Below are 24207 nucleotides of genomic sequence, written 5' to 3'. Positions count from 1 at the left end.
ACTCGAACCTTCAGGGCAGAATCACCGCGATTCATCTGCGTCCCGAGGCTGGACTTCCCGGCGGCCAAAAGCCATATTCCGCGCAAATTCACGAACCCCCTCAGTGGCAGCGATGAAACAGTTTTGGACGCAGTTCTTCACCTGGTGGAACGGGCAGACCCTCGGCACCCGCTACTTCACGTGGCGCAAAGGCCAGTTCGTGGGTGAGGACGAGTTCGGCAACCGGTACTACCGCTACGTCCAGGCCGAGGCGATCGATTCGAACGTGGGCGCCGAGCGCCGCTGGGTGGTCTACAACGGCGAGGCCGACGCCTCGAAGGTGCCGCCCGGCTGGCGCGCCTGGCTCGCCCACAACTGGGACCTGCCGCCGACCGAGGAGCCCGCCTACCAGCCCCGTCCGTGGGAGCGGCCCTTCGTGCCGAACATGACCGGCACGCCCCAGGCCTACCGCCCGTCCGGCTCGTCGCTTTCCACCGGCCAGCGCCCGGCCGCGACCGGCGACTACGTGCCGTGGACCCCGGGCGAGTAAGCCCAGCCCCATGCTCAACAGGCCCCAGCCCCGGACCTGCGTCGAGTGCGGCCTGGCTTTCGGGCATCCGGACTTCGCCTATCACGCCGGCCGCGTCGAGAACGGGCCTGCCTATTGGTCCGACGACGGCCTGCTGTGCTCGCATGGCTGCTCGACGGCCCATTTCGACCGCCGCGAGAAGGAGGGCAGGCCGATGATCGCGCCGGCCCCGAACCCGTTCGAGCGGGAGTTTCCTTAAGGACCGCTGCAGACCGACCATCACGGCTCAGCCGTGACGGCTCCGGAACGCCTCCACGTTCTCGACGAGATGCGCCACGCGGCCGGTGCCGGTCAGGACGATGACGTTCGGCGCCTGCTCCTCGATGAACCGGAAGGCGGATCGGGCAGCCTCCTCGGACGAGCCTTGCGCAAGCAGCGCGCCCATGGCGAACGGGCGGTTGATGACGGGCGTGACATTCCGCGCCTCGATCTCGGGCAGGAGAGGGAGCATGGCCGTATTCGACCGATTCAGCGGAAACTGGAGGAACCGGTAGATCCCGCTCTCCAGCGCCGCCCTCCCGGCCTCCAGGTCGCTCACGCTCGCCCCGAAGGCGGTCACGCCGCAGGCCCTTGCATGGTCGATGGCGGCCAGGACGTCGGGATGGGTGACCACCTCGCGGGTCGCCTTGTGGATCTGCAGGACGTCAATCTTGCCGAGAAGATTCAGGCTGCGGTCGGTGCTGCGGACCAGCGCGTCGCGGCTGTGATCGGCAAAGCCCGCCTGGCGTTCCGCGTCCCAATGCTCGCCCGCCTTGGTCATGACGGCGAGGGATGATCTCCGGGAGCGTGACAGGCCGGCGAGGAACCGGCCCAGGCGCGCCTCGCTCTCCGCATAAGCCGGCGCCGTGTCGAAGATGGTGATGCCGAGTTCCACGGCGATATCCAGCAGGGCCTGCGCCTCGTCCTCGGTCGCAGGCGGACGCTGCGCGACGCCCCAGCTCCGGCCGATGGAGAGCAGGCCGAGGCCGAGCTTGGGGCCGGGGGCGGCGAGCGTCTCCATGGCCATCGTTCAGGAGCCCGGCTTCGGGTGGAAGTAGGATTGGCGCCTCATGATTCCCTCGGCGAAGAGCCCGAAGGCCTGGATGACGTGGCCTTGCGGCACGTCGAGGTTGCGGGCCACGCCCGAGCCTTTCAGGACGCCGCCGCGTTCGTCCGGGTCCTCATCGCGATAGGTCCCGCCGTCCCCGAGGGTGCAGGTCTGGCACCGGATCGGCCCGAGGATCTGCGCGCCGCGGCCGATGCGGTTCGGGCCGATCAGGGAGCCGCCGCCGATGAGGCGCGCACCGTCGCCGACCTCGATGGCAATCCCGAGATCGGCCTTGACGGTGAATCCGCCTTCCTCGCCGATCTCCGTTTGGGATCCGATGGAGATCCGGCCGCCGGCCGCAACCATCCTGGTGCCGGAAAACAGGTTCGTCCCACCCCCGACCGTGATGCTGCCGCCGTTCGAGACCTGAAGGATCGTGCCGGGCCAGAGGATTGCCCCTTCGCCGAGCGCGACGCCCGGAGAAACCAGAACCGAGACGGGATCCGGGATCAGCACTCCTTGCATCGATAGCCGAAAGGTCTCGTCGACGGTCAAGAATCCCATCCGGCGGCGGGTGGCGTCGGTCGAGGGCAGGGCCTGATGCATGAAAGGTCCGATCGATGCTCGTCAGGCCGCAGAGCCTAGGAGGCAAAGCAGCGGTGGCCAAGTTGCCGTTGCCCTTTTTCCAACAATGTTCACGTGTTATCGGAAGGCCGGAACGCAGGTCGGCCACGCTCGGCCGCACAGCGAGGCGTAAGGCAGCACATGAATTTCGGATGGACGCGGGCGGCTCTGGTCCTCGCAACGGTCATCGGCAGCATCGGCACGGCGCAGGCGGACCGGATCAAGAATCCCACCGCCTTGTTTTCGGGCCTCGACAAGATCACCGGGCGAATCGTGTCCTTCGAGGTCGCGGTGGACGAGACCGTACAGTTCGGCGCGCTCCAGATGCGTGCGCGGGCCTGCTTCACCAAGCCGCCGACCGAGAACCCCTATACGACGTCCTTCGTCGAGGTGGACGAGGCGGAGGCCGACGGCAGCACCAAGCGCGTCTTCTCCGGCTGGATGTTCGCCTCGAGCCCGGGCCTGCACGGCCTGGAGCACCCGGTCTACGACATCTGGCTCGTCGACTGCAAAGGCGGCACCGAGGTGATCGCCGAGCCGAAGGAGATGCCCGAGGAGCCGCCGCCGATCGAGAACGCGTCGCAGCCGGGCGGCGCCGCGCGGCCCGGCGACATCATGGCTCCGGCCGGTGGCCAGACCGCTCCGCCGCCCCCGCCGATCGACACGGCGCCTCTGCAGCAGCCGCAGCCGCGGCGGGTCGCGCCCCGGCCGGTCGCACCGGGCGCAGCGCCGATCATCAACAACAACCGGACGAACGATCGCTAAACAGCCGGTTGGGAGCCGAGCGCGGCAAGCGCTTCCTCGCCCGTGACGATATGGCCGCGGGGCCAGACGTGCCAGTCGGCCTCCTGGTCCATGGCGGTGCGCAGCATCTGCTTGTAGCTCCGGCGCGGCACCTCGATGGCGCCGAACTGGGCCAGGTGCGCCGTCACGAACTGGGTGTCGAGAAGGGTGAAGCCGCCGCGCCGCAGGCGCGCCACGAGATGCACCAAGGCGACCTTGGAGGCGTCCCGCTCGGTGTGGAACATGCTCTCGCCGAAGAAGGCGCTGCGCAGGCGCACGCCGTAGAGGCCGCCGACGAGGCGGTTGTCCTGGTAGACCTCGACCGTATGGCAATAGCCTGAATCGAAGAGCTCGCCGTAGAGGCGGCGGATCCGGCCGCTGATCCAGGTCTTCTCCCGGTCGAAGCCGGGTGCGGCGCAGCCGGCGATCACGGCGTCGAAGTCCTGGTCGACCCGCACCTCGAACTGGTCCGAACGGACCGTGCGCGCGAGGCGCTTGCCCACATGAAAGCGATCGAGGGGGATGATCCCCCTCTCGCGTGGCTCGACCCAGAACAGGGACGGGTCGTCGGCATCCTCCGCCATGGGAAAGATGCCGGCCGCATACGCCTTGAGCAGGATCTCAGGCGTGATCTCGAACTGGTCAGCCCTCATCAGCCTAAAGGTAGCACGCCTTTAAGCTTCCTCAATGCCGCCCGTCTTCAGGAAGTTCTCGAGCCAGTGGATGTCGTACTGGCCGTTCTGGATGTCCGGGTTGCGAACGAGAGTGCGGAAGAGCGGCAGGGTCGTCTCGATGCCGTCAACCACGAACTCGTCGAGGGCCCGGCGCAGGCGCATGAGGCACTCGTTGCGGGTGCGGCCGTGCACGATGAGCTTGGCGACCAGCGAATCGTAATGCGGCGGGATGCGATAGCCCTGGTAGGCGGCCGAATCCACGCGCACGCCGAGCCCGCCCGGCGGGTGGAAGTAGCTGATCGTGCCAGGGGACGGCCGGAAGGTCGAGGGGTGCTCCGCGTTGACGCGGCACTCGATGGCGTGGCCCTCGATGTGGATATCCTCCTGCCCGACCGAGAGCGGCGCGCCCGCGGCGACGCGGATCTGCTCGTTCACAAGGTCGATGCCGGTGATCATCTCGGTGACCGGGTGCTCCACCTGGATGCGGGTGTTCATCTCGATGAAATAGAACTCGCCGTCCTCGTAGAGGAACTCGATTGTGCCGGCGCCGGCATATTTCAGCTCCTGCATCGCCTTGGCGACGACGCCGCCGATCTTCTCGCGCATCTCGACGTTGAGGGCGGGCGAGGGGCCTTCCTCCCAGACCTTCTGGTGGCGGCGCTGGAGCGAGCAGTCGCGCTCGCCCAGGTGGATGGCGTTGCCCTTGCCGTCGCCCAGGACCTGGATCTCGATGTGGCGGGGCTTCTCGAGATACTTCTCGATGTAGACCGCGTCGTCGCCGAAGGCTGCCTTGGCCTCGGTCTTGGCGGTCTGGAGCGCGTGGACGAGATCGTCCTCCGTGCGCGCGACCTTCATGCCGCGTCCGCCGCCGCCGGCCGCCGCCTTGATGATGACCGGGTAGCCGATCGACCTGGCGACCTTCTTGGCCTCGTCCTCGTCGGTAATGCCGCCTTCCGAGCCGGGCACGCAGGGGATGCCGAGGCGCTTGGCGGTGCGCTTGGCCTCGATCTTGTCGCCCATGATGCGGATGTGCTCCGCCTTGGGGCCGATGAAGGCGATGCGGTGGTGATCCAGAACCTCGGCGAAGCGGGCGTTCTCGGACAGGAAACCGTAGCCTGGATGGATCGCGTCCGCGCCGGTGATCTCGCAGGCGGCGATCAGGGCCGGGATGTTGAGATAGCTGTCGCGGGCGGCCGGCGGGCCGATGCACACGCTCTCGTCGGCGAGGCGCACATGCATGGCGTCGGCGTCGGCGGTGGAGTGCACGGCGACCGTCGCGATGCCGAGCTCCTTCGCGGCGCGCAGGATGCGCAGGGCGATCTCGCCGCGATTGGCAATGAGGATCTTATCGAACATGTCGCGCCTTACTCGATGACGAGGAGGGGTTCGCCGTACTCGACCGGGGTTCCGTCTTCGACATAGATGGCAGTTACGGTTCCGGCGCGCGGCGCCACGATCTCGTTGAAGGTCTTCATGGCCTCGACGAGCAGGACCTTGTCGCCGGCCTGGACCTTGGAGCCGACCTCGACGAAGGACTTCGCGTCCGGCGAGGGCTTGCGGTAGGCGGTGCCGACCATCGGCGAGAGCACGGCACCCGGATGGGGCACGGCCGACTTGGCGGCTGCGGCCGTGGCGGCCTCGCTCGCGGCGGGCGGCGGCGCGATCACAGGGGCCGGGGATGCGGCCGGCGCGGCGACCGGGACCGTCATGGTCGCCGTCACGGTGCGGGCCACGCGGATGCGAAGGTCGCCCTTCTCCACTTCGATCTCGGTGAGATCGGTGTCGGCGATCAGGGTCGCCAGCTCACGCACGAGATCGGGATCGAAAGGGTTGTCCTTGGCCATGGGGCTCACCTCTTATTCCTGAGGATGTTAATGTTGGGAGGGCTTGGTCTTCTGCGCCCGCTCGACCAGCACGCGGTGAACCGCTTCCAGGCCGAGCAGATAGCTCATCGGCCCGAAACCGCAGATCACTCCCACCGAGACAGGTGCGATGAGCGAACGGTGACGAAAACCCTCGCGAGCATGTACGTTCGACAGATGGACCTCGACCGTCGGGGCGCCGCTGCCGGCAATGGCGTCCCTGAGGGCGATCGAGGTGTGGGTGTAGGCGCCGGCATTGATGACGACGCCCGCTCCCTGCGCTCCGGCTTCCTGGATCCAGTCGACCAGATGTCCTTCGTGGTTCGACTGGCGGAAGGTGATGGAAGCGTCCAGCGCCTCGGCCCTGCCGCGCACGAGCCGCTCGATCTCGGCCAGCGTGGTGCTGCCGTAGACCGTGGGCTCCCGCTGTCCGAGCAGGTTGAGGTTCGGTCCGTTGAGGACGTGGACGGTGATCATCGCAAAAGAGCGTTCCGGATGGCTCCGTTCGGTGGAGCCGACTGGCCCTCTTAGCCAAAAGGCGGACGAGGGGGAAGGGGAAAACCGGGGCTTTCCAGAGGCTGCGCTTGGCTTCCCTAGCGAAACTCCAGCCGGTTCAGCCTTCCGAACGCTGCAATTGAGGCGAATTCGAGGAGGAGAGGGGCCGCGCCCGGGCGCGGCCCGCTTTCATGGCTCTATCCGGCCGCTCGCGTTCAGCCGCAATTGGCCTTGCCGCACTGGCGCACGTTGGAGACCACCTGCCTGAGGGGATCGAGGCCGACCGCGCCGGGGATGATCTCGTCGCCGATGATGAAGGCTGGCGTTCCGCTGAGGCTCAGCTTGTCGCCCAGCCCCATGTTTTCCTGGAGCGCTGCCTGGATCTCGGGCCCCTGCATGTCCTTCTGCAGGCGGGCCATGTCGAGGCCCATGTCCTTGGCGACCGCCATGGCGCGCTCGCCGTTCACCCGGCCCTTGCTGTCCATGACCTTCACGTGGAAGTCGAAGAGCTTGTCGCCCTGGAGCTGCTTGCCGGCCGCGAGCGCGACGCGGCTCGCCTCGACGGAATCGGGGCCGAGGACCGGGAAGTCCTTCAGGACCACACGCAGCTTCGGGTCGGCTTTGACCAGGGTCTTGAGGTCGGTGAGCGCCCGCTTGCAGTAGCCGCAGTTGTAGTCGAAGAACTCGACGAGGGTGACGTCGCCGGAGGGGTTGCCGACCACGAAGGAGTGAGAGGCGTTCAGCAGCGTTTCCCGGGTCTCCTTGAGAGCGCCCGCCTGGGAGACCCGCTGGGCCTCGGCCTGGCGCTTCTCGAGCTCGGCGATCACCTCGGTCAGCACTTCCGGGTTCTTGATCAGGTAGTCCTTCACGATCTCGCCGATGGCCTGGCGCTGCTGCTCCGTGAAGACGGCGTTCTGGGCCATCGCGGAGGGGCCGACGACCAAGGCGCCGATCACGGCCGCGGCCTGGCAGAATTTGAGAAGCGGGAAACGCATGGTGGGTCCTTCTGAGGGGCCGGGGCAGGATGCCTGCCGATCAAGTCCCTTTGTCGCCCGGATTTGGGGCGCCGGGATGGCCTTGGTACCGTCTGCCTTAGCGGGTTTGCAGAGAATCCGTCAATTCACGGCTTCGTTGGACGCGCAAGCGCCTTGAGGCCGGGTCCGTCAGGGGCTACGAGCCTTGCATGACCAGATCATCCGCATCCCTTCCTCTCCCCCTCGTGGCCCGCCGCATGGAGCGGGTGTCCTCGTTCCTCGCCATGGACGTGCTGAGCGCCGCCGCCGCCAAGGAAAGGCGGGGGGACAGCGTGATCCACATGGAGGTCGGCCAGCCCTCCGCGCCTGCGCCCCGGGCCGCCCGCGAGGCCGCCAAGGCGGCGCTCGACGCCGGGCGCATCGGCTATACGGAGGCCCTCGGCATGGCGGCCCTGCGGGAGCGGATCGCACGCCACTACCGCGACGCCTACGGCGTCACCCTGGCGGCGGAGCGGGTGGTGGTCACCACGGGCTCGTCGGCCGGCTTCGTGCTCGCCTTCCTGAGCCTGTTCGATCCCGGCCAGCGGGTCGCCATCACGGCTCCGGGATACCCGGCCTACCGCAACATCCTGGAGGCGCTCGACCTGGAGCCGGTCATCATTCCCCTGACCAAGGCGGACGGCTGGATCATGACCGCAAGCGCCATCGAGAAGGCCCATGCGGAGAAGCCGCTCCACGGCATCCTGGCCATGAGCCCCGCGAACCCGTCAGGCACCATGATCGGGCGTCAGACGCTGGCGGACCTGGGCGAGACCTGCCGCCGCTTGGGGCTGTGGTTCATCTCCGACGAGATCTATCACGGCCTCACCTACGGCCAGGACGCATCGACCGCGCTGTCGTCCGACGACGATGCGGTCGTGATCAACTCCTTCTCCAAGTACTACTGCATGACCGGCTGGCGCATCGGCTGGATCGTGGTGCCGGAGCGGCTCGTGCGCCCCATCGAGCGCCTGGCGCAGAACTTCTACATCTCGCCGCCCTATCTCTCCCAGGTCGCCGCGCTCGCGGCCTTCGACGCCACGGAGGAGCTGGAAGCCGTGAAGGCGGGCTATGCCCGCAACCGGGCGTACCTGCTCGAGGAGCTGCCGCGGATCGGCATCACCGAGATGCACCCGGTGGACGGCGCCTTCTACATCTATGCCGACATCGCACGGTTTACGAACGACTCCATCGGCTTCTCCAGACGCATGCTGGAGGAGGCGGGCGTGGCTGCGACGCCGGGCCTCGACTTCGACCCTACGGAAGGCTCGCACTACCTGCGCCTGTCCTTCGCGGGCTCCGAAAACGACTGTCGCGAGACGGTTGCCCGCCTCGCGACCTGGTTGAAATGAATTTGCTAGTTTTCTGAAGGGCTTGGAAGCGGATCCTCAGGATCCGCTCAAAACCGACTTCGCCTTCGACCACCAGCCGGCGCGCTTGGGGCGATCCGGATCGGGCGGGGTCAGGACGACCGCCACGGGTTCGGGCTCCGGCTCGGCGGGCTGCTCGACGGGCTTCTCTTCGGCTGCGGGGGCCGCCTCGGCGGCAGCAGGAGCAGCGTGCTCGGCCTCGGCCGTCTCGATGCTCACGACCGGCTCGGTGGCGGGAACCGGGACCTCCTCGGCCATCACGGCCGCGACCTCGCGCTGGGCGACGAAATCGTCGTCGTTGGCGACCTCCATCCCCTCCTCGCGGGTGCGGCCACGACCGCCACGGCGGCCACGGCGGCGGCGGCGTCCGCCGCGCTCCTCGCCCTCGGCGCCGGCGGCCTCGGCCCCTTCGACGCCCTCCATGGATTCCATCGAGGCCTCGGCGCCGGAGACGTCCTCCTGGCCTTCCTCGTCCTCGTCGGTCTCGGCTCCGGTCTCCTCGCCCTGGGCCTCGCCCGCGAAGGCCTCCCGGTCGCGACCGCGGCGGCGGCGGCGACGACGGCGGCGGCGTCCGCCGGCTTCTTCGCCGTTCTCCTCGCCCCGGGCCTCGACGTGGGTCTCCTCCTCGTCCTCGGCCTCCACCTCAGGCTCGGCCTCGACCGGCTCGTCCACGGGCACGATGGCGTCGATCTGAATGCCCGTCGCGGCCGCCTTGTGCTCGATGCGCAGGGCCGGCTCGCCCCGGTCGATGGCGTAGTTCGTCGTGCCGGTCAGGCTGTCGTCGGCGACGATCGAGATGGCGACGCCGAACCGGGTCTCCAGCTCACGCAGATGCACGCGCTTCTGGTTGAGGATGTAGAAGGCCGCCTCGGTCCGGGTCCGGATGATGAGGTTGTAGCCGGAATTCTTGATGAGGGTCTCTTCGATCGAGCGCAGCACGTGCAGGGCGACCGACGGGGTCGAGCGCACGAAGCCGGTTCCGGCGCAGTGCGGGCAGGGCACCGAGGAGGATTCGAGCACGCCGGTGCGGATGCGCTGGCGGGACATCTCGAGTAGGCCGAACGGCGAGATCCGGCCGACCTGGATGCGGGCGCGGTCGTTCTTGAGGCACTCGTTCAGCTTCTTCTCGACGGCGCGGTTGTTCCGCTTCTCCTCCATGTCGATGAAGTCGATGACGATGAGGCCCGCGAGGTCGCGCAGGCGCAGCTGCCGGGCGATCTCCTCGGCGGCCTCCAGGTTCGTCCGGAGGGCGGTGTCCTCGATGTTGTGCTCGCGGGTGGAACGCCCCGAGTTCACGTCGATGGAGACCAGCGCCTCGGTCGGGTTGATGACGAGGTAGCCGCCGGATTTCAGCGTGACCGTGTTGGAGAACATGGCGTCGAGCTGGGCCTCGACGCCGTACTTGGCGAAGAGAGGCTGCGGCTCGCGGTACGGCTGGACGATCTTGGCATGGCTCGGCATGAGCATGCGCATGAAGTCCTTGGCCTCGCGGTAGCCGTCCTCGCCGCCCACGAGGACGTCGTCGATGTCCTTGTTGTAAAGGTCGCGGATGGCGCGCTTGATGAGCGAGCCTTCCTCGTAGACGAGGGCGGGGGCCGAGGAGCTCAGGGTCAGCTCGCGGACGCTCTCCCACAGGCGCATCAGGTATTCGTAGTCGCGCTTGATCTCAGGTTTGGTGCGCGAGGCGCCGGCCGTGCGCAGGATGATCCCCATGCCCTCCGGAACCTCGAGCTCCTGGGCGATCTCCTTCAGGCGCTTGCGGTCGGCTGCGTTGGTGATCTTGCGGGAGATGCCGCCGCCGCGGCCGGTGTTGGGCATCAGCACCGAATAGCGGCCGGCGAGCGACAGGTAGGTGGTCAGAGCCGCGCCCTTGTTGCCGCGCTCCTCCTTGACGACCTGGACCAGCAGCACCTGGCGGCGCTTGATGACTTCCTGGATCTTATACTGCTTGCGGGGAAGACGCGGGCGCTGCGGGATGTCCTCGAGGGCGTCGCCGCCGCCGAGCTGCTCGACGTGCTCCTCCTCGTCCTCCTCGCCGCCCTCTTCCTCGTCTTCCTCTTCATCCTCGTCGCTGCTCTCGACCACATCGGCGGAGGCGTCGGCCTGGGCGGGCTCGACGGAGGCTACGGTCTCGGACGGCTCGGCTCGAGACGCGTCTTCCCGGGGCTCAGCGTGCTCCCCGGCTTCGGATACGGCGGCCGTCGCTGCCGGCTCGCCTTCCTCCCGGCCGGGAGCTTCCTCGGCTGCAGCTTCGGTCACGGCGGCGTCGAAATGCTCGCCGGTCTCGCCCCCAACCGGGGTTTCGGAGCCTTCGGAGGCGGATTCGGCACCCTCGCCCTCGGCGGAGATCACCTCGGCCGACGCGACGGACTCGTCCGCCTCGGCCCGGCGGGGCGCGGAGCGGCGACGGCGGCGGCTGCGCCGCTCCTCCTCGCGCTCTTCCTCGCGCTGGGCTTCTGCCTCGGCCTCGAGCAGCGCCTGCCGGTCGGCGACCGGGATCTGGTAGTAATCGGGATGGATCTCGCTGAAGGCGAGGAACCCGTGGCGGTTGCCGCCGTACTCGACGAAGGCCGCCTGCAGGGACGGTTCGACCCTGGTGACCTTGGCGAGGTAGATGTTGCCTCGCAGCTGCTTCCGGTTAGCGGATTCGAAGTCGAATTCTTCGACCTTCTGACCGCGCACCACCACGACCCGGGTTTCTTCCGGGTGTGAGGCATCGATGAGCATCTTGTTTGCCATGTTGAACTCTCGACATGGCGATCGAGGGCAGGACCTGAGGCAGAAACCGCATTGTGGGCGGGCGGCCGCGCCGCGAAAGAGGGCGGCGGGCTAGAATTGCGTTCGGCGTGCAGTCGATCGCCATCGCGCGCCTCTGAGGGGCGCATTCTGGGTTAAACTGGACCGGCGCCATGCCGGAGTGACCGGGGCATGGGCGGGCGCGAAATCGTTCGCGCGACGCGAAAGGTGCTGAGACGAAGGTCAGAACTGACTTCGCTGGCGCAACCATTCAACGACGGCCCTTTCGGAAGCGATGAGCCGGACAGAGCCGGTCACCGTATAAAGGCGATGAAACATCGCAATTGAGCCCCTCCGCGAGCCTGTCGAGCGTGACGGGTGTCCGGCGGATCGGTCAACACAACCGTCTCCACGGACCCGCCGTCAGATTCGGCCATAGCGGACGGGGTAAGCATCATTACAGATCGTTGAGGGTGTTTGGCAAGATGCTGAGAGACTGTGCCCTCGACGCAACAGAGTCTCAATAATGGATCATTTGGCGTGAGCTTTCATTAACCATGGGGAGCCTATGAGGTAAGGGGAGACCGAAACCTAGCCGTCATCGGGAGCAACATGGCGCCGTTCGCACGCCTCATCCGCCTCTGCCTCATGGCGATCCTCGCCTTCGCGGGATTGGGCCATGCCCGGGCGGCCGGCGCCGACGGCAAGGCGGAGACGCCCGTGATCGCCGCCGCGGTCTCCGTGGCGGTCGACGGCGGCAAGACCCGGTTCTCGGTCACCATGTCCCGCTCGGTGGTGGCCCAGGTCCAGCTCATGGAGGGACCCGACCGGGTGATCGTCGATCTGCCCGAGGTGGCCTTTCACATTCCCCCCGACCAGGGGCGCCGTTCCGAGGGGCTGATCGCCTCGTACCGGTACGGACTTTTCGCGCCCGGCCGCTCGCGGGTGGTCATGGAGCTGGCCCAGCCGGCCGTCGTCTCGGCCCTGCACGTGGACCAGAACCAGCCCGGTGGCGCGTCGCTGCTCGTCATCGAGCTGTCCCGCGTCGACCGCGATCATTTCCGCAAGGCGGTGGCCGAGAGCGCCGGGGCGTCGAAGTCCGCTCAAGCCGAGCCGGCCGTCGCCAAGGACGCCAAGGACACCCGGCCCGTCATCGTCATCGACCCGGGCCACGGCGGCATCGATCCGGGCGCCGCGGCCCTCTCGGGCGTCTACGAAAAGGACCTGATCCTCTCCTTCGCCCAGCTTTTGAAGAAGAAGCTCGACGCGGAAGGCCGTTACAAGGTCCTCATGACCCGCGAGCAGGACGTGTTCATCTCCCTCGGCGACCGGGTGAAGTTCGCCCGCATGGCCAAGGCGGACCTGTTCATCTCGATCCATGCGGACTCGATCTCGGGCACCCAGGAGGTGAGGGGGCTGACGGTCTATACCGGGTCGGAACGGGCCTCGGACGCCGAATCGGCCAGGCTTGCCGACCGCGAGAACCGGGCCGACTCGCTCGCCGGCGTCGAATCGGGCGACGGGGCCGACGACGTGCTGGACATCCTGCAGGATCTCACCCTTCGGGAGACCCGCACTTTCTCCCACGGCTTCGCCAACCGCCTCGTCGGAGAGCTCGATTCGGTGGCCCGGCTGAACAAGAATGCGCGCCGCGAGGCGGGTTTCCGGGTCCTGAGGGCCCACGACGTGCCGTCCGTCCTGGTCGAGCTCGGCTACCTGTCGAGCCAGAAGGACCTCGATCTCATCATGTCGGACGAATGGCGCGGTAAAATGGTCGCATCCATGACGGTCGCCATCGACCGCTTCTTCGCCACGAGGCTGGCTCGCCAGGGCGCTGCCGCAGTTTTACCATAGATACCGTGTGGATACCCGGTAGCGGGGTGGCGATTCCTCCGTTACAGGCAGAAGGCTGAAGCCATTCCTGTCTGGACTGGGAATCGGCGTTTGCATATCAGCATAAGGTGCGCTCTCAGGCGCCGATAACGGGTAACCTTCGGATGCGCTTCGTCCTACGATTTTTCGGGTTTCTTTTCAGTATCGGGGCGATCTTCTTCCTGATCGGCGCCGTGGGCCTGGCCTATGGCTACTGGTACTTCTCGAAGGATCTGCCGGATCACGCCCAGCTTGCCGACTACGAGCCGCCGGTGATGACGCGCGTCCATGCCGCCGACGGCAGCCTGATCGCCGAATACGCCCGCGAGCGTCGTCTCTACGTGCCGATCCAAGCCACGCCCAAGCTGGTGATCAACGCGTTCCTGTCCGCCGAGGACAAGAACTTCTACAAGCACATGGGCATCGACCCCGAGGGCATCGTGCGCGCCGTGGTGGCGAACGTCCGCTCGGCCGGCCGGCGCGAGCAGGGCGCCTCCACGATCACCCAGCAGGTCGCCAAGAACTTCCTCCTGACGAACGAGCGCACCTACGAGCGCAAGATCCGCGAGGCGCTCCTCGCCCTGCGCATCGAAACGACCTTTCCGAAGGACAAGATCCTCGAGCTCTACCTGAACGAGATCTATCTCGGCCTTGGAAACTACGGCGTCGCTGCTGCCGCGCTGAACTATTTCGGCAAGTCCGTCCACGAGCTCACCATCGCCGAGGCGGCGTATCTGGCGGCGCTCCCGAAGGCCCCGAACAACTACCACCCCTTCCGCCAGCGCCAGGCCGCCCTCGAGCGCCGGAACTGGGTGATCGACCGCATGGTCGACAACGGCTACGTCAAGGCCGAGGCGGGGGCGGCGGCCAAGAAGGAGCCGCTCAACGTCAACCCGCGCGTGATCTCGCCCAACAGCATCGCGTCCGGCTACTTCGCCGAGGGCGTGCGCCGCGACATCGCCGAGCGCTACGGCGAGCAGACCCTCTACGAGGGCGGCCTCCTCATCCGCTCCACCATCGACCCCAAGATGCAGGCCATGGCCCGCAAGGCGCTGGTGGACGGGCTCGTGCGCTTCGACGAGGCGCGGGGCTGGCGCGGCGCCCAGAACAAGATCGACCTCACGGGCCGCGAGTGGGGCCTCGCCCTGTCCGAGCTGCCGGTCCTCGGGGACGTGCAGCCGTGGCGCCTGGCCGTCGTGCTCGAAGTCTCGGGCGGGCGCGCCCGGGTCGGCCTCCAGCCCAAGAAGGAGGCCTCGGGCCAGGTTTCGCGGGACCGCGAGACGGGCTTGGTCGCCGCCGACGGCGTCAAGTGGACCCGCCGGTCCGTGGACAAGGCGCTCTCGGTCGGCGACGTGGTCTATGTGGAGCCCATGGACGGCGGCCGGACCGGGCAGTACCGCCTGCGCCAGATCCCTGAGATCTCCGGCGCCATCGTGGCGATGGACCCCTTCACCGGCCGCGTTCACGCCATGGTCGGCGGGTTCTCGTTCGACCAGAGCGAGTTCAACCGCGCCAGCCAGGCCATGCGCCAGCCGGGCTCGTCCTTCAAGCCGATCGTCTATGCGACGGCGCTCGACAACGGCTACACGCCCTCGACCCAGGTCCTGGACGCCCCCTTCGTGCTCGACATGGGCCCCGGCCAGCCCGCCTGGGCGCCGTCGAACTACGACGGCAAGTCGGCAGGCCTGCGCACCCTGCGATACGGCATCGAGCACTCGAAGAACCTGATGACGGTGCGTCTCTCCAACGAGGTCGGCATGCCGCTGATCTCGGAATATGCGCGCCGCTTCGGCGTCTATGACGACATGCTGCCCCTGCTCTCCATGTCGCTCGGCGCCGGCGAGACGACCGTGATGCGCATGACGGCCGCCTATTCCATGTTCGCCAACGGCGGCCGCCGCATCCGCCCGACCCTGATCGACCAGATCCAGGACCGCAACGGCCGGACGATCTACCGCCACGACACGCGCAAGTGCACCGGCTGCGACGCCGACAAGTGGGACGGCGGCGCTCCGCCCAAGCTCGCCGACAACAGCGAGCAGGTGCTCGACCCGCTGACCGCCTACCAGATGACCTCGATCCTGGAGGGCGTCGTCCAGCGCGGCACCGCCCAGACCGTGAAGGCGGTCGGCAAGCCGCTGGCCGGCAAGACGGGCACCACCAACGACGCCAAGGACGTGTGGTTCGTGGGCTTCTCGCCGGATCTCGCGGTCGGGGTGTTCCTCGGCTACGACCAGCCCAAGTCCCTCGGCAACGCGGCCACCGCCGGCCAGTACGCCGCCCCGGTCTTCCGCGACTTCATGCAGATGGCCCTGAAGGACAAGCCGGCCACGCCGTTCCGGGTGCCGCCGGGAATCAAGCTGATCCGCGTGAACGCCTCCACCGGCACCCGCGCCGGGCAGGGCGAGGGCGGCAACGTGATCCTCGAGGCGTTCAAGCCCGGCACCACGCCGCCGGAATCCTACTCGCCGCCGGCCGAGACCTTCGACGGGCCGCAGGCCGAGTACCCGAGCGGCGCAAGCCGCCAGGTCGGGGCCGGAACCGGCGGATTGTATTAGGCTTTTCGCCTTCCCATATCACCGGCATCACAGGATCGGACGCGAGATGCAGCGGGCGGCTTCCGGGCCGCCCGCCGCCGCGTCCGGCCCTCATCGACCGGGAGCGCCTTTACACCGGGCGGTGCTCCTTCTAAGACCCGCATTCCCCAGGCACGGACCCAACACAGACGATGCGCGCCGAAATCGAACACCTCGTAGAAGAGACCAAGCAGTCAGTCGGGCTGCTGAGGAGGCATCTTTGACTGGGATCACGCCCAGCGCCGCCTCGCGGAACTGAACTCGTTCGCCGAAAACCCGGACTTCTGGAACGACGCGGACGCCGCGCAGAAGATCATGCGCGAGCGCACCTCGCTCGAGGACCAGATCGCGGCCATCAAGCGCCTTGAGCAGGAGCTCGACGACGCCATCACCCTGATCGAGCTCGGCGATGCCGAGGGCGACGAGGGCACGGTCAAGGAGGGCGAGGAGACGATCCGCGGCCTCCAGCACGAGGCCGCCCGCCTCCAGGTCGAGACCCTGCTCTCCGGCGAGGCCGACGGCAACGACACCTATGTGGAGGTGCATTCCGGCGCCGGCGGCACGGAGAGCCAGGACTGGGCCTCCATGCTCCAGCGCATGTACGCCCGCTGGGCGGAGCGCCGCGGCTACAAGGTGGACCTGCTCGAAATCACCGACGGCGAAGAGGCCGGCATCAAGAGCGCCACTCTCCTGATCAAGGGCCACAACGCCTATGGCTGGCTGAAGACCGAGTCCGGCGTGCATCGCCTCGTGCGCATCTCGCCCTACGACTCGAACGCGCGCCGCCATACGAGCTTCGCATCCGTGTGGGTCTATCCGGTCGTGGACGACCGCATCGACATCGAGATCAAGGAATCGGACTGCCGCATCGACACGTTCCGCTCCTCGGGTGCAGGCGGCCAGCACGTGAACACCACGGACTCGGCGGTGCGCATCACGCACATCCCGAGCGGCATCGTGGTGGCCTGTCAGCAGGAGCGCTCCCAGCACAAGAACCGGGCCACTGCCTGGAACATGCTGCGCGCCCGCCTCTACGAGGCCGAGCTGAAGAAGCGCGAGGAGAAGGCGAACGCCGAGGCCGCCGCCAAGACCGAGATCGGCTGGGGCCACCAGATCCGCTCCTACGTGCTGCAGCCCTACCAGCTGGTGAAGGACCTGCGCACCGGCGCCCAGTCCACGAGCCCGCAGGACGTGCTCGACGGCGACCTCGACCCCTTCATCGAGGCCTCGCTCGCCCAGCGCATCAACGGCGGGGCGGGAGAGGGTGTGGAGGATATCGACTAGGACAGAAAGGCCCACTCGATCGAGTGGGCTTTTTCGCTCCAGGTGGTCGGACTACAGGATGAAAATGTCGTCGGCGTAGATCGTGACCCTGTCGGTGAATTTCACGAAGCATCTGGCTGCAGCGGGACCGGTGCCGTCCGGGTCGTAAGAGAGTGATCGCTCGACGGCGTTGAAGAGGATCCTGTCATTCGCATCCTCCGCAGTCGGCCCTCGAACGAAGGCTCCCCCGAGCAAAGGGCCTTTTTCAAGAGTGCCGAAGATGGCTGAGGAGAGGGCGATCTTATCCGTCCCCGAACCGCGAAAATCCGTGATCTCGTCGATGTCGTCGATCCCGTTGAAGTGGGTGTCGAAGACGAACTGATCGCGATCGTCACCCCCAGTCAGGGTATCGCTGCCTTCGCCTCCTCGAAGGTAATCGTTGTCATATCCGCCCTCCAAGGTGTCGTTGCCCTCACGGCCCTGCAGAGTATCAATACCGAATCCGCCGCTCAGGATATCGTCACCGTATCCGCCATCCAGGCTGTCGTTGCCGGCATTGCCTTGCAAGACGTCGGCGCCGGATCCGCCGCTCAGGTTATCATCGTCGTATCCACCGTCCAGTTTGTCGTTATCGTCACCGCCCTCAAGAATATCCCTGCCGTCGCCTCCGGCTAGGGTATCGCCGCCTGTACCTCCCTGAAGAAGGTCGTTGCCTTTTCCTCCACTTAAGACATCGTCGCCGGAATCTCCCTGCAAGGTGTCATCGTCATCCTCGCCGTCCAAATCGTCGTTGCCTGCGCCCCCTTGCAACGTGTCCTTGTCGTCTCCGCCTCTCAGGACGTCGTCGCCGAGATCCCCGAACATCATGTCGTCGCCGTACCCGCCACTGAGGGCATCGTTGCCTGAGCCGCCCTGCAACGTGTCGTCGCCCCATCCGCCTCTCAGGATGTCGTTGCCAGCATCTCCATAAAGAGCGTCCTCGTCGTCGCCGCCGCTCAGGAAATCGTTGCCGTTTTCGCCGAACAGAACGTCGTTGCCGTCGAAGCCGTAGATCTGGTCGTCGCCATGACCGCCTTTGATGACGTCCTTGACGGCGACGCCGTGGATGACGTCCGCCTTGCTCTTGCCGATCTGTGTGAGCGTCTGCTTGGCCTTGCTCCAGTTCCACTTCGCGACCTGCTTCCCGTCTTGCGACGGGCTGCCGTAGAGGGCGCGGATCGCCTGGATGTCCAGGGAGCCGAGAACTGTCGACAGCATATTGATGTCGCCCCCCGTGTAGCTCATCACGGTATGCTTCACGTGATCCAGATCCGACGTTAGCAGTTGCCTGTTGTGATCCATCCGATGAAAGGGGTGCTTGAGGCCGAGTGCGTGGCCGATCTCGTGAAGCAGGATGTAGAGCTTGAACGGCTCATGATCTGAAAGTTCCGAGCGGTACCGGTCGTTCAGATAGATGTTGCCGCCCGAATAATCCCGAACGAGGCCTTCGTCGAAGCCGTCCCGGTCGAGTTCGGGAAACTCCGCCCGGGCGCTGTAGTTTCCCCATTCCCACTTCCACTGGAACTTCAGCTCGGCCTTGGCGCCCTTGACCTCGATGAACCGGATTCCGGAGGCATCGCCCCACATCTTCAAGGCTTTGCGCGCCATGGCCTGATCCGCGCCGCCGAGCTTCGTCGAGCCCCATTGCGGGCCGTTGAAGGTATAGGTCAGGAAGACGGGTGTCTTGCTGACCTTGAGGCTGGAAAGGGAGTTCCAGCTCTGGCCCGAGAGAATGGCCTTGTAGTGAGGCATGTTGCTGAGCTTTGTTCGACGAGATGGGAGGCGATTGAAACTCTACAACATATCATATCAGTTGCAATAGGTTCGCGTCATGGGTGAAGCGCCTTCGCCGCCTCCAGCACCTCCTCGACGTGGCCCGGCACCTTCACCTTGGTCCAGAACCGGACGATCCTCCCGTCCTGGTCGATCAGCACCGTGGTGCGCTCCACGCCCATGTATTTCCGGCCGTACATGCTCTTCTCGACCCATACGCCGTAGGCCTCGAGCATCGACTTCGCCTCGTCCGACGCGAGGGTGAACTCGAGGCCGTGCTTGGCGCGGAACCTGTCGTGGCTCTTCAGGCTGTCGGGCGAGACGCCGATGACCTCCGTGCCGGCGGCGGCGAAATCCTGCCGCAGGGCCTGGAAGTCCTGGGCCTCGCGGGTGCAGCCGCTGGTGTCGTCCTTGGGGTAGAAATACAGCACCAGCTTGCGGCCCCTGAACTTATCCAGGGAAATCTCCTGCCCGTCCGTGGCCGGGAGGGTGAAGGCAGGGGCTTGGCTTCCGATCGTCAACGTCATGGCTCGCCTTTCTTTCGGCGGGTTGTGGTGTTTGGACACGCCCGGGCGGCCGATGGAAAGATGAGGTCGCGGGCGGCGCCCAGGGGGGCTAAGGTCTCCATCTGATTCCCCGATCGGCGCGCGAGCGCAACAACCGGATCGTCCGACGTCACAAGAATGAAGCGGCTCATCAGCACCAAGTCCCGCCGGCGAAGCCCGGCGAAGCGAAGCACGTTGAGGCGTGCGCTGCGTGGTGCCCTCTACGTGAAGCTTGGCCTGGTTCTGATCGTCGGCCTCACCCTGGGCCTGCTGTATCTGCGCCTCTCCGCGGGGCCGCTGAGCTTCGGCCGCCTGCCGGAGCGGGTGGCGGAGAGCCTCGCCGCCCGCATCGGACCGGGATGGAACGTGACCCTTCGCGACACCGCGATCGAGCTCAAGGGCGGCGCCCCGGCCCTGCGGGCCAACGGCCTCGACATCCGCGCACCCGGCGGAGAACTCGTCCTGAGGGCGCCTTACGCGGTGGTGAGCGTCGACGGCCTGTCGCTCATGACCGGCAACCTCCAGCCCAAATCCATCGAGTTCCAGGACCTCCAGCTGCGGGTTCTCGTCAACCGCGACGGTTCGCTGACCTTCTCGCCCGGCAGCGGCGAGGGCGACGATGCCGCGGCTTCCGCACCTCCCGTGCCCCGGCCGAGCCCGTCCCAGGAAGCGGGCGCCTCCCTGCAGCGCAGCGGGCAGGGGCCGTCCCAGGTCTCCGGCGTGGTCGGGTCACTGTTCGACCTCGTCGTCGGCCCGAAGAGCGTGCTCAACTCCCTTGGGCAGGCGCAGCTCACCAATGCCCGCCTCGTCTTCGTCGATGCGGACCAGAAGGTGCGGGCCCGCTTCGACCGGGTCGATGCCAGCTTCGACTGGTCCGAGGACGGAGGTCGTCAATTCGCAGCGACCCTCGACGGTCCCCAGGGGGTCTGGCAGCTCAATGGCAGCGCGAAGGCCGAGGGTGAGCGCAGCTATCGCGCCGGCTTCGTGGCCGACAGGGTGCCGATCCAGGACATCCTGCTGCTGACAGGAATGTCGGCCCTGCCGGCAACCACGGATCTTGAATTCTCGGGCCGCGTCGATGCCGCCTTCGCGGACGGGCGCGTGACGCAGCTGACCGCGCGACTCGACAGCGATGCCGGAACGTTCCAGATCGAGGACAAGGATACCTCGCCCCTCAGGGTGGAACGGTCCAGCATCGACGTGGTCTGGGATGAGCCCAACAAGGCCCTCGACCTGAACCGGCTCGAGCTGAAGGGCGGCGACACCCATGTGCGCCTGCAGGGGCGCCTCGTCACGCAGACCGGCCCGGATCATTGGCGCCTCTCGCTGCGCGGCAAGGACCTCGTCTTCGGCGGGGCCGCGGACGGCGACCGGCCGATTCCGGTGAGCGATCTCAGCGCGGAGCTATCCGGCCCGGACGGCGTGACCCTTCGGTCCGTCAGCCTGCGCGGTCCCAATCTCTCTGCCGACATCAGCGGCCTGCTTGGCGCATCGGCGGATCCGCACGGGCTCAATCTCGACGTGAAGGCCGCGGGAACGGACATCCGCACGGCCCTGCGCATCTGGCCCGAGGCGGTGGCGCCGCCCGTGCGCCGCTACCTCGTCGCCAACCTGAAGGCCGGCCGGCTCGATTCCTTTGCCCTGAAGGTCGCCATGACGGGCGCCGACATCGCGAAGGCGGTCTCGGGCGGTCCTACGCCCGACGAGTCTCTCAAGATCGATTTCGCCATTTCGAAGGGCGTTCTGGCGGTCGCCGAAGGGGTGCCGCCCCTGACGCAGGTCGACGTGACCGGGCTCGTCACGGGCACCAAGGTGATGCTTCGCGCCCCGGCCGGCCGGATCGACATGGCCGACGGCTATGGGCTTGTCGCCTCCGACGGCACCTTCGTGCTGGACAATTACTGGAAGGACGACGGCGTCGCGAAGATCGGCTTCCGCCTCGCCGGCGGGGCCGACGGACTCGGCGCCCTGCTTCAGCAGCCGCTCATTCGGCAGATCGCGGGGTTCGACGTCGATCCCGCCACCATGAAAGGCAAGGCGGATCTCCGGGTCGGCATCGGCCTTGCGGTTCACAACATTCCGGCCTTCGCGGACCTGCCCCTGACGGTGGGCGGTACGGTGAGCGATCTTGGCGTCGACAAGGTCTTCGGCAAGGACCGCCTAGAGGGGGCGACGCTGGCGATCGCCTACGACAAGGGCAGCCTCGCCATCAGGGGTGATGGCAAGATCGGCGGCGCGCCGGCCTCGATCGACGTTCAGAAGACGCGGGATGCGGGCGAGGCCAACGTTTCCTTCAGCCTCGACGAGGCGGCGCGGAGCAAGCGCGGCCTGTCCTTCGGCTCGCAGCTCACGGGCGTGCTGCCGATCAAGGCCACGGTGCCGCTCGGTGCGGAAGCCAAGTCCGGCATCCGCGTGGAGGCCGACCTGACCAAGGCGTCCGTCGACCAGCTCATTCCCGGCTGGGTCAAACCGGCGGGACGCCCTGGCAAGCTCTCCTTCGTTCTGGTCGACGGACCGACGAGCGAGATCAGGGACCTGCAGCTCGACAGCGGTTCCGTGCAGCTGCGCGGGACGGCGTCGCTGTCGAACGAGGGCAGCCTGGAGAAGGCGGATCTGACGACCTTCAAGATGTCGCCCGGCGACGACATGAGGGCGCAGGTCGAGCGCAGCAACGGCGCCTACAAGGTGACGGTGCGCGGCAATGTCGGCGATGCGCGGCCATTCACGAAGGCCGCGAGCACATCGTCGGCCCCGCAGGGACGCAACAGTGCGCGCGACGCCCAGAGCCGTGACTTCGACCTCGACCTCGCGCTCAACATCCTCACCGGACATAACGACGAGGCGATCACCAATGCGTCGATCAAGGCCTCGATGCGCAAGGACAACATCCGCCAGCTCGACATGAAGGGACGCCTGGGCGCGACCAACATCATCGCCCGCACCCTGCCGCAGCCCGCGGGCAATCCGGTCGTGACCCTCCAGGCGGACGATGCGGGAGCGCTGCTGCGCTTCCTCGACGTCTACAAGCGGATGACCGGCGGCGACCTCATCCTCCAGCTCGCCACCGGCGACGGCCCGCAATCGGGCTTTCTGAACGTCCGGTCCTTCACGCTCAACAACGAGCCGGCCCTGCGCCGCATCATCCCGACCCAGACCCAGGTCATCGCCGGTCAGGACAAGGCCGGCAACCTGCAGACCATGCGGGTGGACGTGAACGAGATCTCCTTCACCAAAGCGCGCGTGGACTTCACCCGCACCGCCGGGCGCCTCGACTTCAAGGATGCGGCCATCTGGGGCAACGAGGTCGGCTTCACGCTAGGCGGCTACATCGACTATGCGCGGGACCGGATGGACATCGCCGGAACATTCGTGCCGGCCTACGGCCTGAACAACGCCTTCGCCCAGGTGCCGCTGTTCGGGCCGCTTCTCGGCGGCGGCCAATACGAGGGCCTGTTCGCGGTCAATTTCCGCGTGTCGGGCGATGCCAGCTCCCCGAGCCTGACCGTCAACCCGCTCTCGGCGGTGGCGCCGGGCTTCCTGCGCCGGCTGTTCGGGGTCGGATCGTCGGCGCCGCAGACCGGATCCCTGCCCACCGTGCCGGAGCGTTAGAGCATCGGACCCAAAGCGGACCTGCCCCTTTGGGCCGATCCGATGACTTGTGGTCGGAGAGCGTCGTGCGGAGCGCCTGATCGGCCCCGGCACGACGCAGGCGTGAGGCGTCAGACGGCCCGCAGCAGCACGTGCTTCTTCTTGCCGAACGAAAGCTTGATCACGCCTTCCGCCGTCAGGTCCGACAGCTTGAGCATGCCGCGGTCGTCGGTGACGGTCTGGTCGTTCACCTTGAGGCCGCCGCTCTTCACCTGGCGCCGGGCCTCGCTCATGGAGGGCACGAGCTTGGCATAGTCGGGCCCGAAGGCGGCGAGGATGCCTAGACCCTCCTCGAGCTGGCTCGACGCGACCTCGACGGTCGGCAGGCTCTCGGCCAGCGCACCCTGCTCGAAGGTCTTGCGCGCCGTCTCGGAGGCGAGCTCCGCGGCCTCGCGGCCGTGCAGGATGGCCGTCGCCTCGGTGGCCAGAACCTTCTTGGCCTCGTTGATGTCCGCACCCTGGAGCGCCTCGAGCCGGGCGACCTCATCCATGGGCAGCACGGTGAACAGACGGAGGAAGCGGCCGACGTCGGCATCCTCGGTGTTGCGCCAGAACTGCCAGTAATCGTAGGGGCTCAACATGTCGGGGTTAAGCCAGACGGCGCCCGAGGCGGTCTTGCCCATCTTGGCGCCGGACGCGGTGGTCAGGAGCGGGCAGGTGAGGGCGTAGAGCTGGGAGGTGCCGAGGCGGCGGCCGAGGTCGATCCCGTTGACGATGTTGCCCCACTGGTCCGATCCGCCCATCTGCAGCACGCATCCGTAGCGCTTGTGCAGCTCTACGAAGTCGTAGGCCTGGAGGATCATGTAGTTGAATTCCAGGAACGACAGCTCGTGCTCCCGATCGAGGCGCAGCTTCACGCTGTCGAAGGACAGCATGCGGTTGACCGAGAAGTGGCGGCCGACGTCGCGCAGGAACTCGATGTAGTTGAGCTTGGTCAGCCACTCGGCGTTGTCGATCATCATGGCGTCGGTCTTGCCCTCGCCGAAGCCGATGAAGCGCGAGAAGACCCCCTTGATGCTCTCCTTGTTGGCCTCGATCTGCTCGACCGTGAGGAGCTTGCGGCTCTCGTCCTTGCCCGACGGATCGCCCACGCGGGTGGTGCCGCCGCCCATGAGCGTGATCGGCTTGCCGGCGCCGGTCTTCTGCAGCCAGTGCAGCATCATGATCGACAGAAGATGCCCGACATGGAGCGACGGCCCGGTGCAGTCGTAGCCCACATAGGTGGTCAGCCGGCCCTCGGCTGCTGCGGCGTCGATGCCCTCGAGGTCCGAGGTCTGGTGGATATAGCCCCGCTCGGTGAGCACTTTCAGGAATTCGGAACGTGGCGCGTTCATCGCGG

General features: G+C 67.0%; 19 protein-coding genes. 8 read left to right on the top strand and 11 right to left on the bottom strand.

Annotation, left to right across the window (positions count from 1 at the left end; genetic code table 11):
* Window positions 1-112 precede the first annotated feature (112 nt).
* A complete protein-coding gene (locus DES45_RS22720) occupies window positions 113-529 on the top strand; it encodes an NADH:ubiquinone oxidoreductase subunit NDUFA12 (protein ID WP_114772919.1) in 417 nt (138 codons plus the stop codon).
* A gap of 10 nt (window positions 530-539) precedes the next feature.
* Window positions 540-767: a hypothetical protein gene (locus DES45_RS22715; protein ID WP_114772917.1), complete on the top strand. Its 228-nt coding sequence runs from the start codon at window positions 540-542 to the stop codon at window positions 765-767.
* 27 nt (window positions 768-794) lie between these two features.
* Here DES45_RS22715 and DES45_RS22710 read toward each other — a convergent pair whose 3' ends face one another.
* Window positions 795-1568, bottom strand: coding sequence for an aldo/keto reductase (locus DES45_RS22710; protein WP_170151611.1), 774 nt, complete (start codon window positions 1566-1568; stop codon window positions 795-797).
* A 9-nt stretch (window positions 1569-1577) separates the two neighbouring features.
* Entirely contained in the window at window positions 1578-2201 is a 624-nt protein-coding gene (locus DES45_RS22705) for a hypothetical protein (RefSeq protein ID WP_114772913.1), read from the bottom strand.
* A gap of 159 nt (window positions 2202-2360) precedes the next feature.
* Between DES45_RS22705 and DES45_RS22700 the strand changes: the two genes are divergently transcribed.
* A complete protein-coding gene (locus DES45_RS22700; protein WP_114772911.1) occupies window positions 2361-2984 on the top strand; it encodes a DUF2155 domain-containing protein in 624 nt (207 codons plus the stop codon).
* Here DES45_RS22700 and aat read toward each other — a convergent pair.
* From aat to DES45_RS22675, 5 genes are all read right to left on the bottom strand, one after another.
* Entirely contained in the window at window positions 2981-3655 is a 675-nt protein-coding gene (aat, locus tag DES45_RS22695; RefSeq protein ID WP_114772909.1) for a leucyl/phenylalanyl-tRNA--protein transferase, read from the bottom strand. The genes DES45_RS22700 and aat overlap by 4 nt on opposite strands.
* Window positions 3656-3676: 21 nt before the next feature.
* Window positions 3677-5032, bottom strand: coding sequence for an acetyl-CoA carboxylase biotin carboxylase subunit (gene accC / locus DES45_RS22690; RefSeq protein ID WP_114772907.1), 1356 nt, complete (start codon window positions 5030-5032; stop codon window positions 3677-3679).
* 8 nt (window positions 5033-5040) lie between these two features.
* Complete coding sequence (accB, locus tag DES45_RS22685) at window positions 5041-5520, bottom strand: acetyl-CoA carboxylase biotin carboxyl carrier protein (RefSeq protein WP_114772905.1); 480 nt, start codon at window positions 5518-5520, stop codon at window positions 5041-5043.
* 27 nt (window positions 5521-5547) lie between these two features.
* Window positions 5548-6015: a type II 3-dehydroquinate dehydratase gene (gene aroQ, locus DES45_RS22680; RefSeq protein WP_114772903.1), complete on the bottom strand. Its 468-nt coding sequence runs from the start codon at window positions 6013-6015 to the stop codon at window positions 5548-5550.
* Between the two features lie 233 nt (window positions 6016-6248).
* A complete protein-coding gene (locus tag DES45_RS22675) occupies window positions 6249-7028 on the bottom strand; it encodes a DsbA family protein (RefSeq protein ID WP_114772902.1) in 780 nt (259 codons plus the stop codon).
* Window positions 7029-7216: 188 nt separating this feature from the next.
* Between DES45_RS22675 and DES45_RS22670 the strand changes: the two genes are divergently transcribed.
* Window positions 7217-8398: a pyridoxal phosphate-dependent aminotransferase gene (locus tag DES45_RS22670; RefSeq protein WP_114772900.1), complete on the top strand. Its 1182-nt coding sequence runs from the start codon at window positions 7217-7219 to the stop codon at window positions 8396-8398.
* 36 nt (window positions 8399-8434) lie between these two features.
* On the opposite strand, the gene DES45_RS22665 is transcribed toward DES45_RS22670, so the two are convergent.
* Window positions 8435-11155: an Rne/Rng family ribonuclease gene (locus tag DES45_RS22665; protein ID WP_114772898.1), complete on the bottom strand. Its 2721-nt coding sequence runs from the start codon at window positions 11153-11155 to the stop codon at window positions 8435-8437.
* A 609-nt stretch (window positions 11156-11764) separates the two neighbouring features.
* Between DES45_RS22665 and DES45_RS22660 the strand changes: the two genes are divergently transcribed.
* From DES45_RS22660 to prfB, 3 genes are all read left to right on the top strand, one after another.
* Window positions 11765-13006: an N-acetylmuramoyl-L-alanine amidase gene (locus tag DES45_RS22660; RefSeq protein ID WP_114772896.1), complete on the top strand. Its 1242-nt coding sequence runs from the start codon at window positions 11765-11767 to the stop codon at window positions 13004-13006.
* 143 nt (window positions 13007-13149) lie between these two features.
* On the top strand, window positions 13150-15582 hold the full coding sequence (locus DES45_RS22655; protein WP_114772894.1) for a penicillin-binding protein 1A: 2433 nt from the start codon (window positions 13150-13152) through the stop codon (window positions 15580-15582).
* Between the two features lie 170 nt (window positions 15583-15752).
* A protein-coding gene (prfB, locus tag DES45_RS22650) for a peptide chain release factor 2 (RefSeq protein ID WP_114772892.1) occupies window positions 15753-16884 on the top strand; the annotation gives its coding sequence in 2 pieces (ribosomal slippage) (window positions 15753-15821 and window positions 15823-16884; 1131 coding nt in all).
* Window positions 16885-16935: 51 nt separating this feature from the next.
* On the opposite strand, the gene DES45_RS22645 is transcribed toward prfB, so the two are convergent.
* Window positions 16936-18654, bottom strand: a complete 1719-nt coding sequence (locus tag DES45_RS22645) for a matrixin family metalloprotease (protein ID WP_114772890.1) — start codon at window positions 18652-18654, stop codon at window positions 16936-16938.
* Between the two features lie 77 nt (window positions 18655-18731).
* Window positions 18732-19202: a peroxiredoxin gene (locus DES45_RS22640; RefSeq protein WP_114772888.1), complete on the bottom strand. Its 471-nt coding sequence runs from the start codon at window positions 19200-19202 to the stop codon at window positions 18732-18734.
* 156 nt (window positions 19203-19358) lie between these two features.
* Between DES45_RS22640 and DES45_RS22635 the strand changes: the two genes are divergently transcribed.
* A complete protein-coding gene (locus DES45_RS22635; RefSeq protein ID WP_114772886.1) occupies window positions 19359-22829 on the top strand; it encodes a YhdP family protein in 3471 nt (1156 codons plus the stop codon).
* A 110-nt stretch (window positions 22830-22939) separates the two neighbouring features.
* On the opposite strand, the gene tyrS is transcribed toward DES45_RS22635, so the two are convergent.
* Complete coding sequence (gene tyrS / locus DES45_RS22630) at window positions 22940-24202, bottom strand: tyrosine--tRNA ligase (protein WP_114772884.1); 1263 nt, start codon at window positions 24200-24202, stop codon at window positions 22940-22942.
* Window positions 24203-24207: the final 5 nt, after the last annotated feature.

Source organism: Microvirga subterranea (genome assembly GCF_003350535.1).
Classification (GTDB): Bacteria; Pseudomonadota; Alphaproteobacteria; order Rhizobiales; family Beijerinckiaceae; genus Microvirga; species Microvirga subterranea.
This window is presented reverse-complemented; position numbering and strand designations above follow the sequence as displayed.

Coding starts and splice junctions, on each gene's coding strand:
- DES45_RS22720 (WP_114772919.1), top strand. CDS start 113: ATGAAACAGTTTTGGACGCAGTTCTTCACCTGGTGGAACGGGCAGACC.
- DES45_RS22715 (WP_114772917.1), top strand. CDS start 540: ATGCTCAACAGGCCCCAGCCCCGGACCTGCGTCGAGTGCGGCCTGGCT.
- DES45_RS22710 (WP_170151611.1), bottom strand. CDS start 1,568: ATGGAGACGCTCGCCGCCCCCGGCCCCAAGCTCGGCCTCGGCCTGCTC.
- DES45_RS22705 (WP_114772913.1), bottom strand. CDS start 2,201: ATGCATCAGGCCCTGCCCTCGACCGACGCCACCCGCCGCCGGATGGGA.
- DES45_RS22700 (WP_114772911.1), top strand. CDS start 2,361: ATGAATTTCGGATGGACGCGGGCGGCTCTGGTCCTCGCAACGGTCATC.
- aat (WP_114772909.1), bottom strand. CDS start 3,655: ATGAGGGCTGACCAGTTCGAGATCACGCCTGAGATCCTGCTCAAGGCG.
- accC (WP_114772907.1), bottom strand. CDS start 5,032: ATGTTCGATAAGATCCTCATTGCCAATCGCGGCGAGATCGCCCTGCGC.
- accB (WP_114772905.1), bottom strand. CDS start 5,520: ATGGCCAAGGACAACCCTTTCGATCCCGATCTCGTGCGTGAGCTGGCG.
- aroQ (WP_114772903.1), bottom strand. CDS start 6,015: ATGATCACCGTCCACGTCCTCAACGGACCGAACCTCAACCTGCTCGGA.
- DES45_RS22675 (WP_114772902.1), bottom strand. CDS start 7,028: ATGCGTTTCCCGCTTCTCAAATTCTGCCAGGCCGCGGCCGTGATCGGC.
- DES45_RS22670 (WP_114772900.1), top strand. CDS start 7,217: ATGACCAGATCATCCGCATCCCTTCCTCTCCCCCTCGTGGCCCGCCGC.
- DES45_RS22665 (WP_114772898.1), bottom strand. CDS start 11,155: ATGGCAAACAAGATGCTCATCGATGCCTCACACCCGGAAGAAACCCGG.
- DES45_RS22660 (WP_114772896.1), top strand. CDS start 11,765: ATGGCGCCGTTCGCACGCCTCATCCGCCTCTGCCTCATGGCGATCCTC.
- DES45_RS22655 (WP_114772894.1), top strand. CDS start 13,150: ATGCGCTTCGTCCTACGATTTTTCGGGTTTCTTTTCAGTATCGGGGCG.
- DES45_RS22645 (WP_114772890.1), bottom strand. CDS start 18,654: ATGCCTCACTACAAGGCCATTCTCTCGGGCCAGAGCTGGAACTCCCTT.
- DES45_RS22640 (WP_114772888.1), bottom strand. CDS start 19,202: ATGACGTTGACGATCGGAAGCCAAGCCCCTGCCTTCACCCTCCCGGCC.
- DES45_RS22635 (WP_114772886.1), top strand. CDS start 19,359: ATGAAGCGGCTCATCAGCACCAAGTCCCGCCGGCGAAGCCCGGCGAAG.
- tyrS (WP_114772884.1), bottom strand. CDS start 24,202: ATGAACGCGCCACGTTCCGAATTCCTGAAAGTGCTCACCGAGCGGGGC.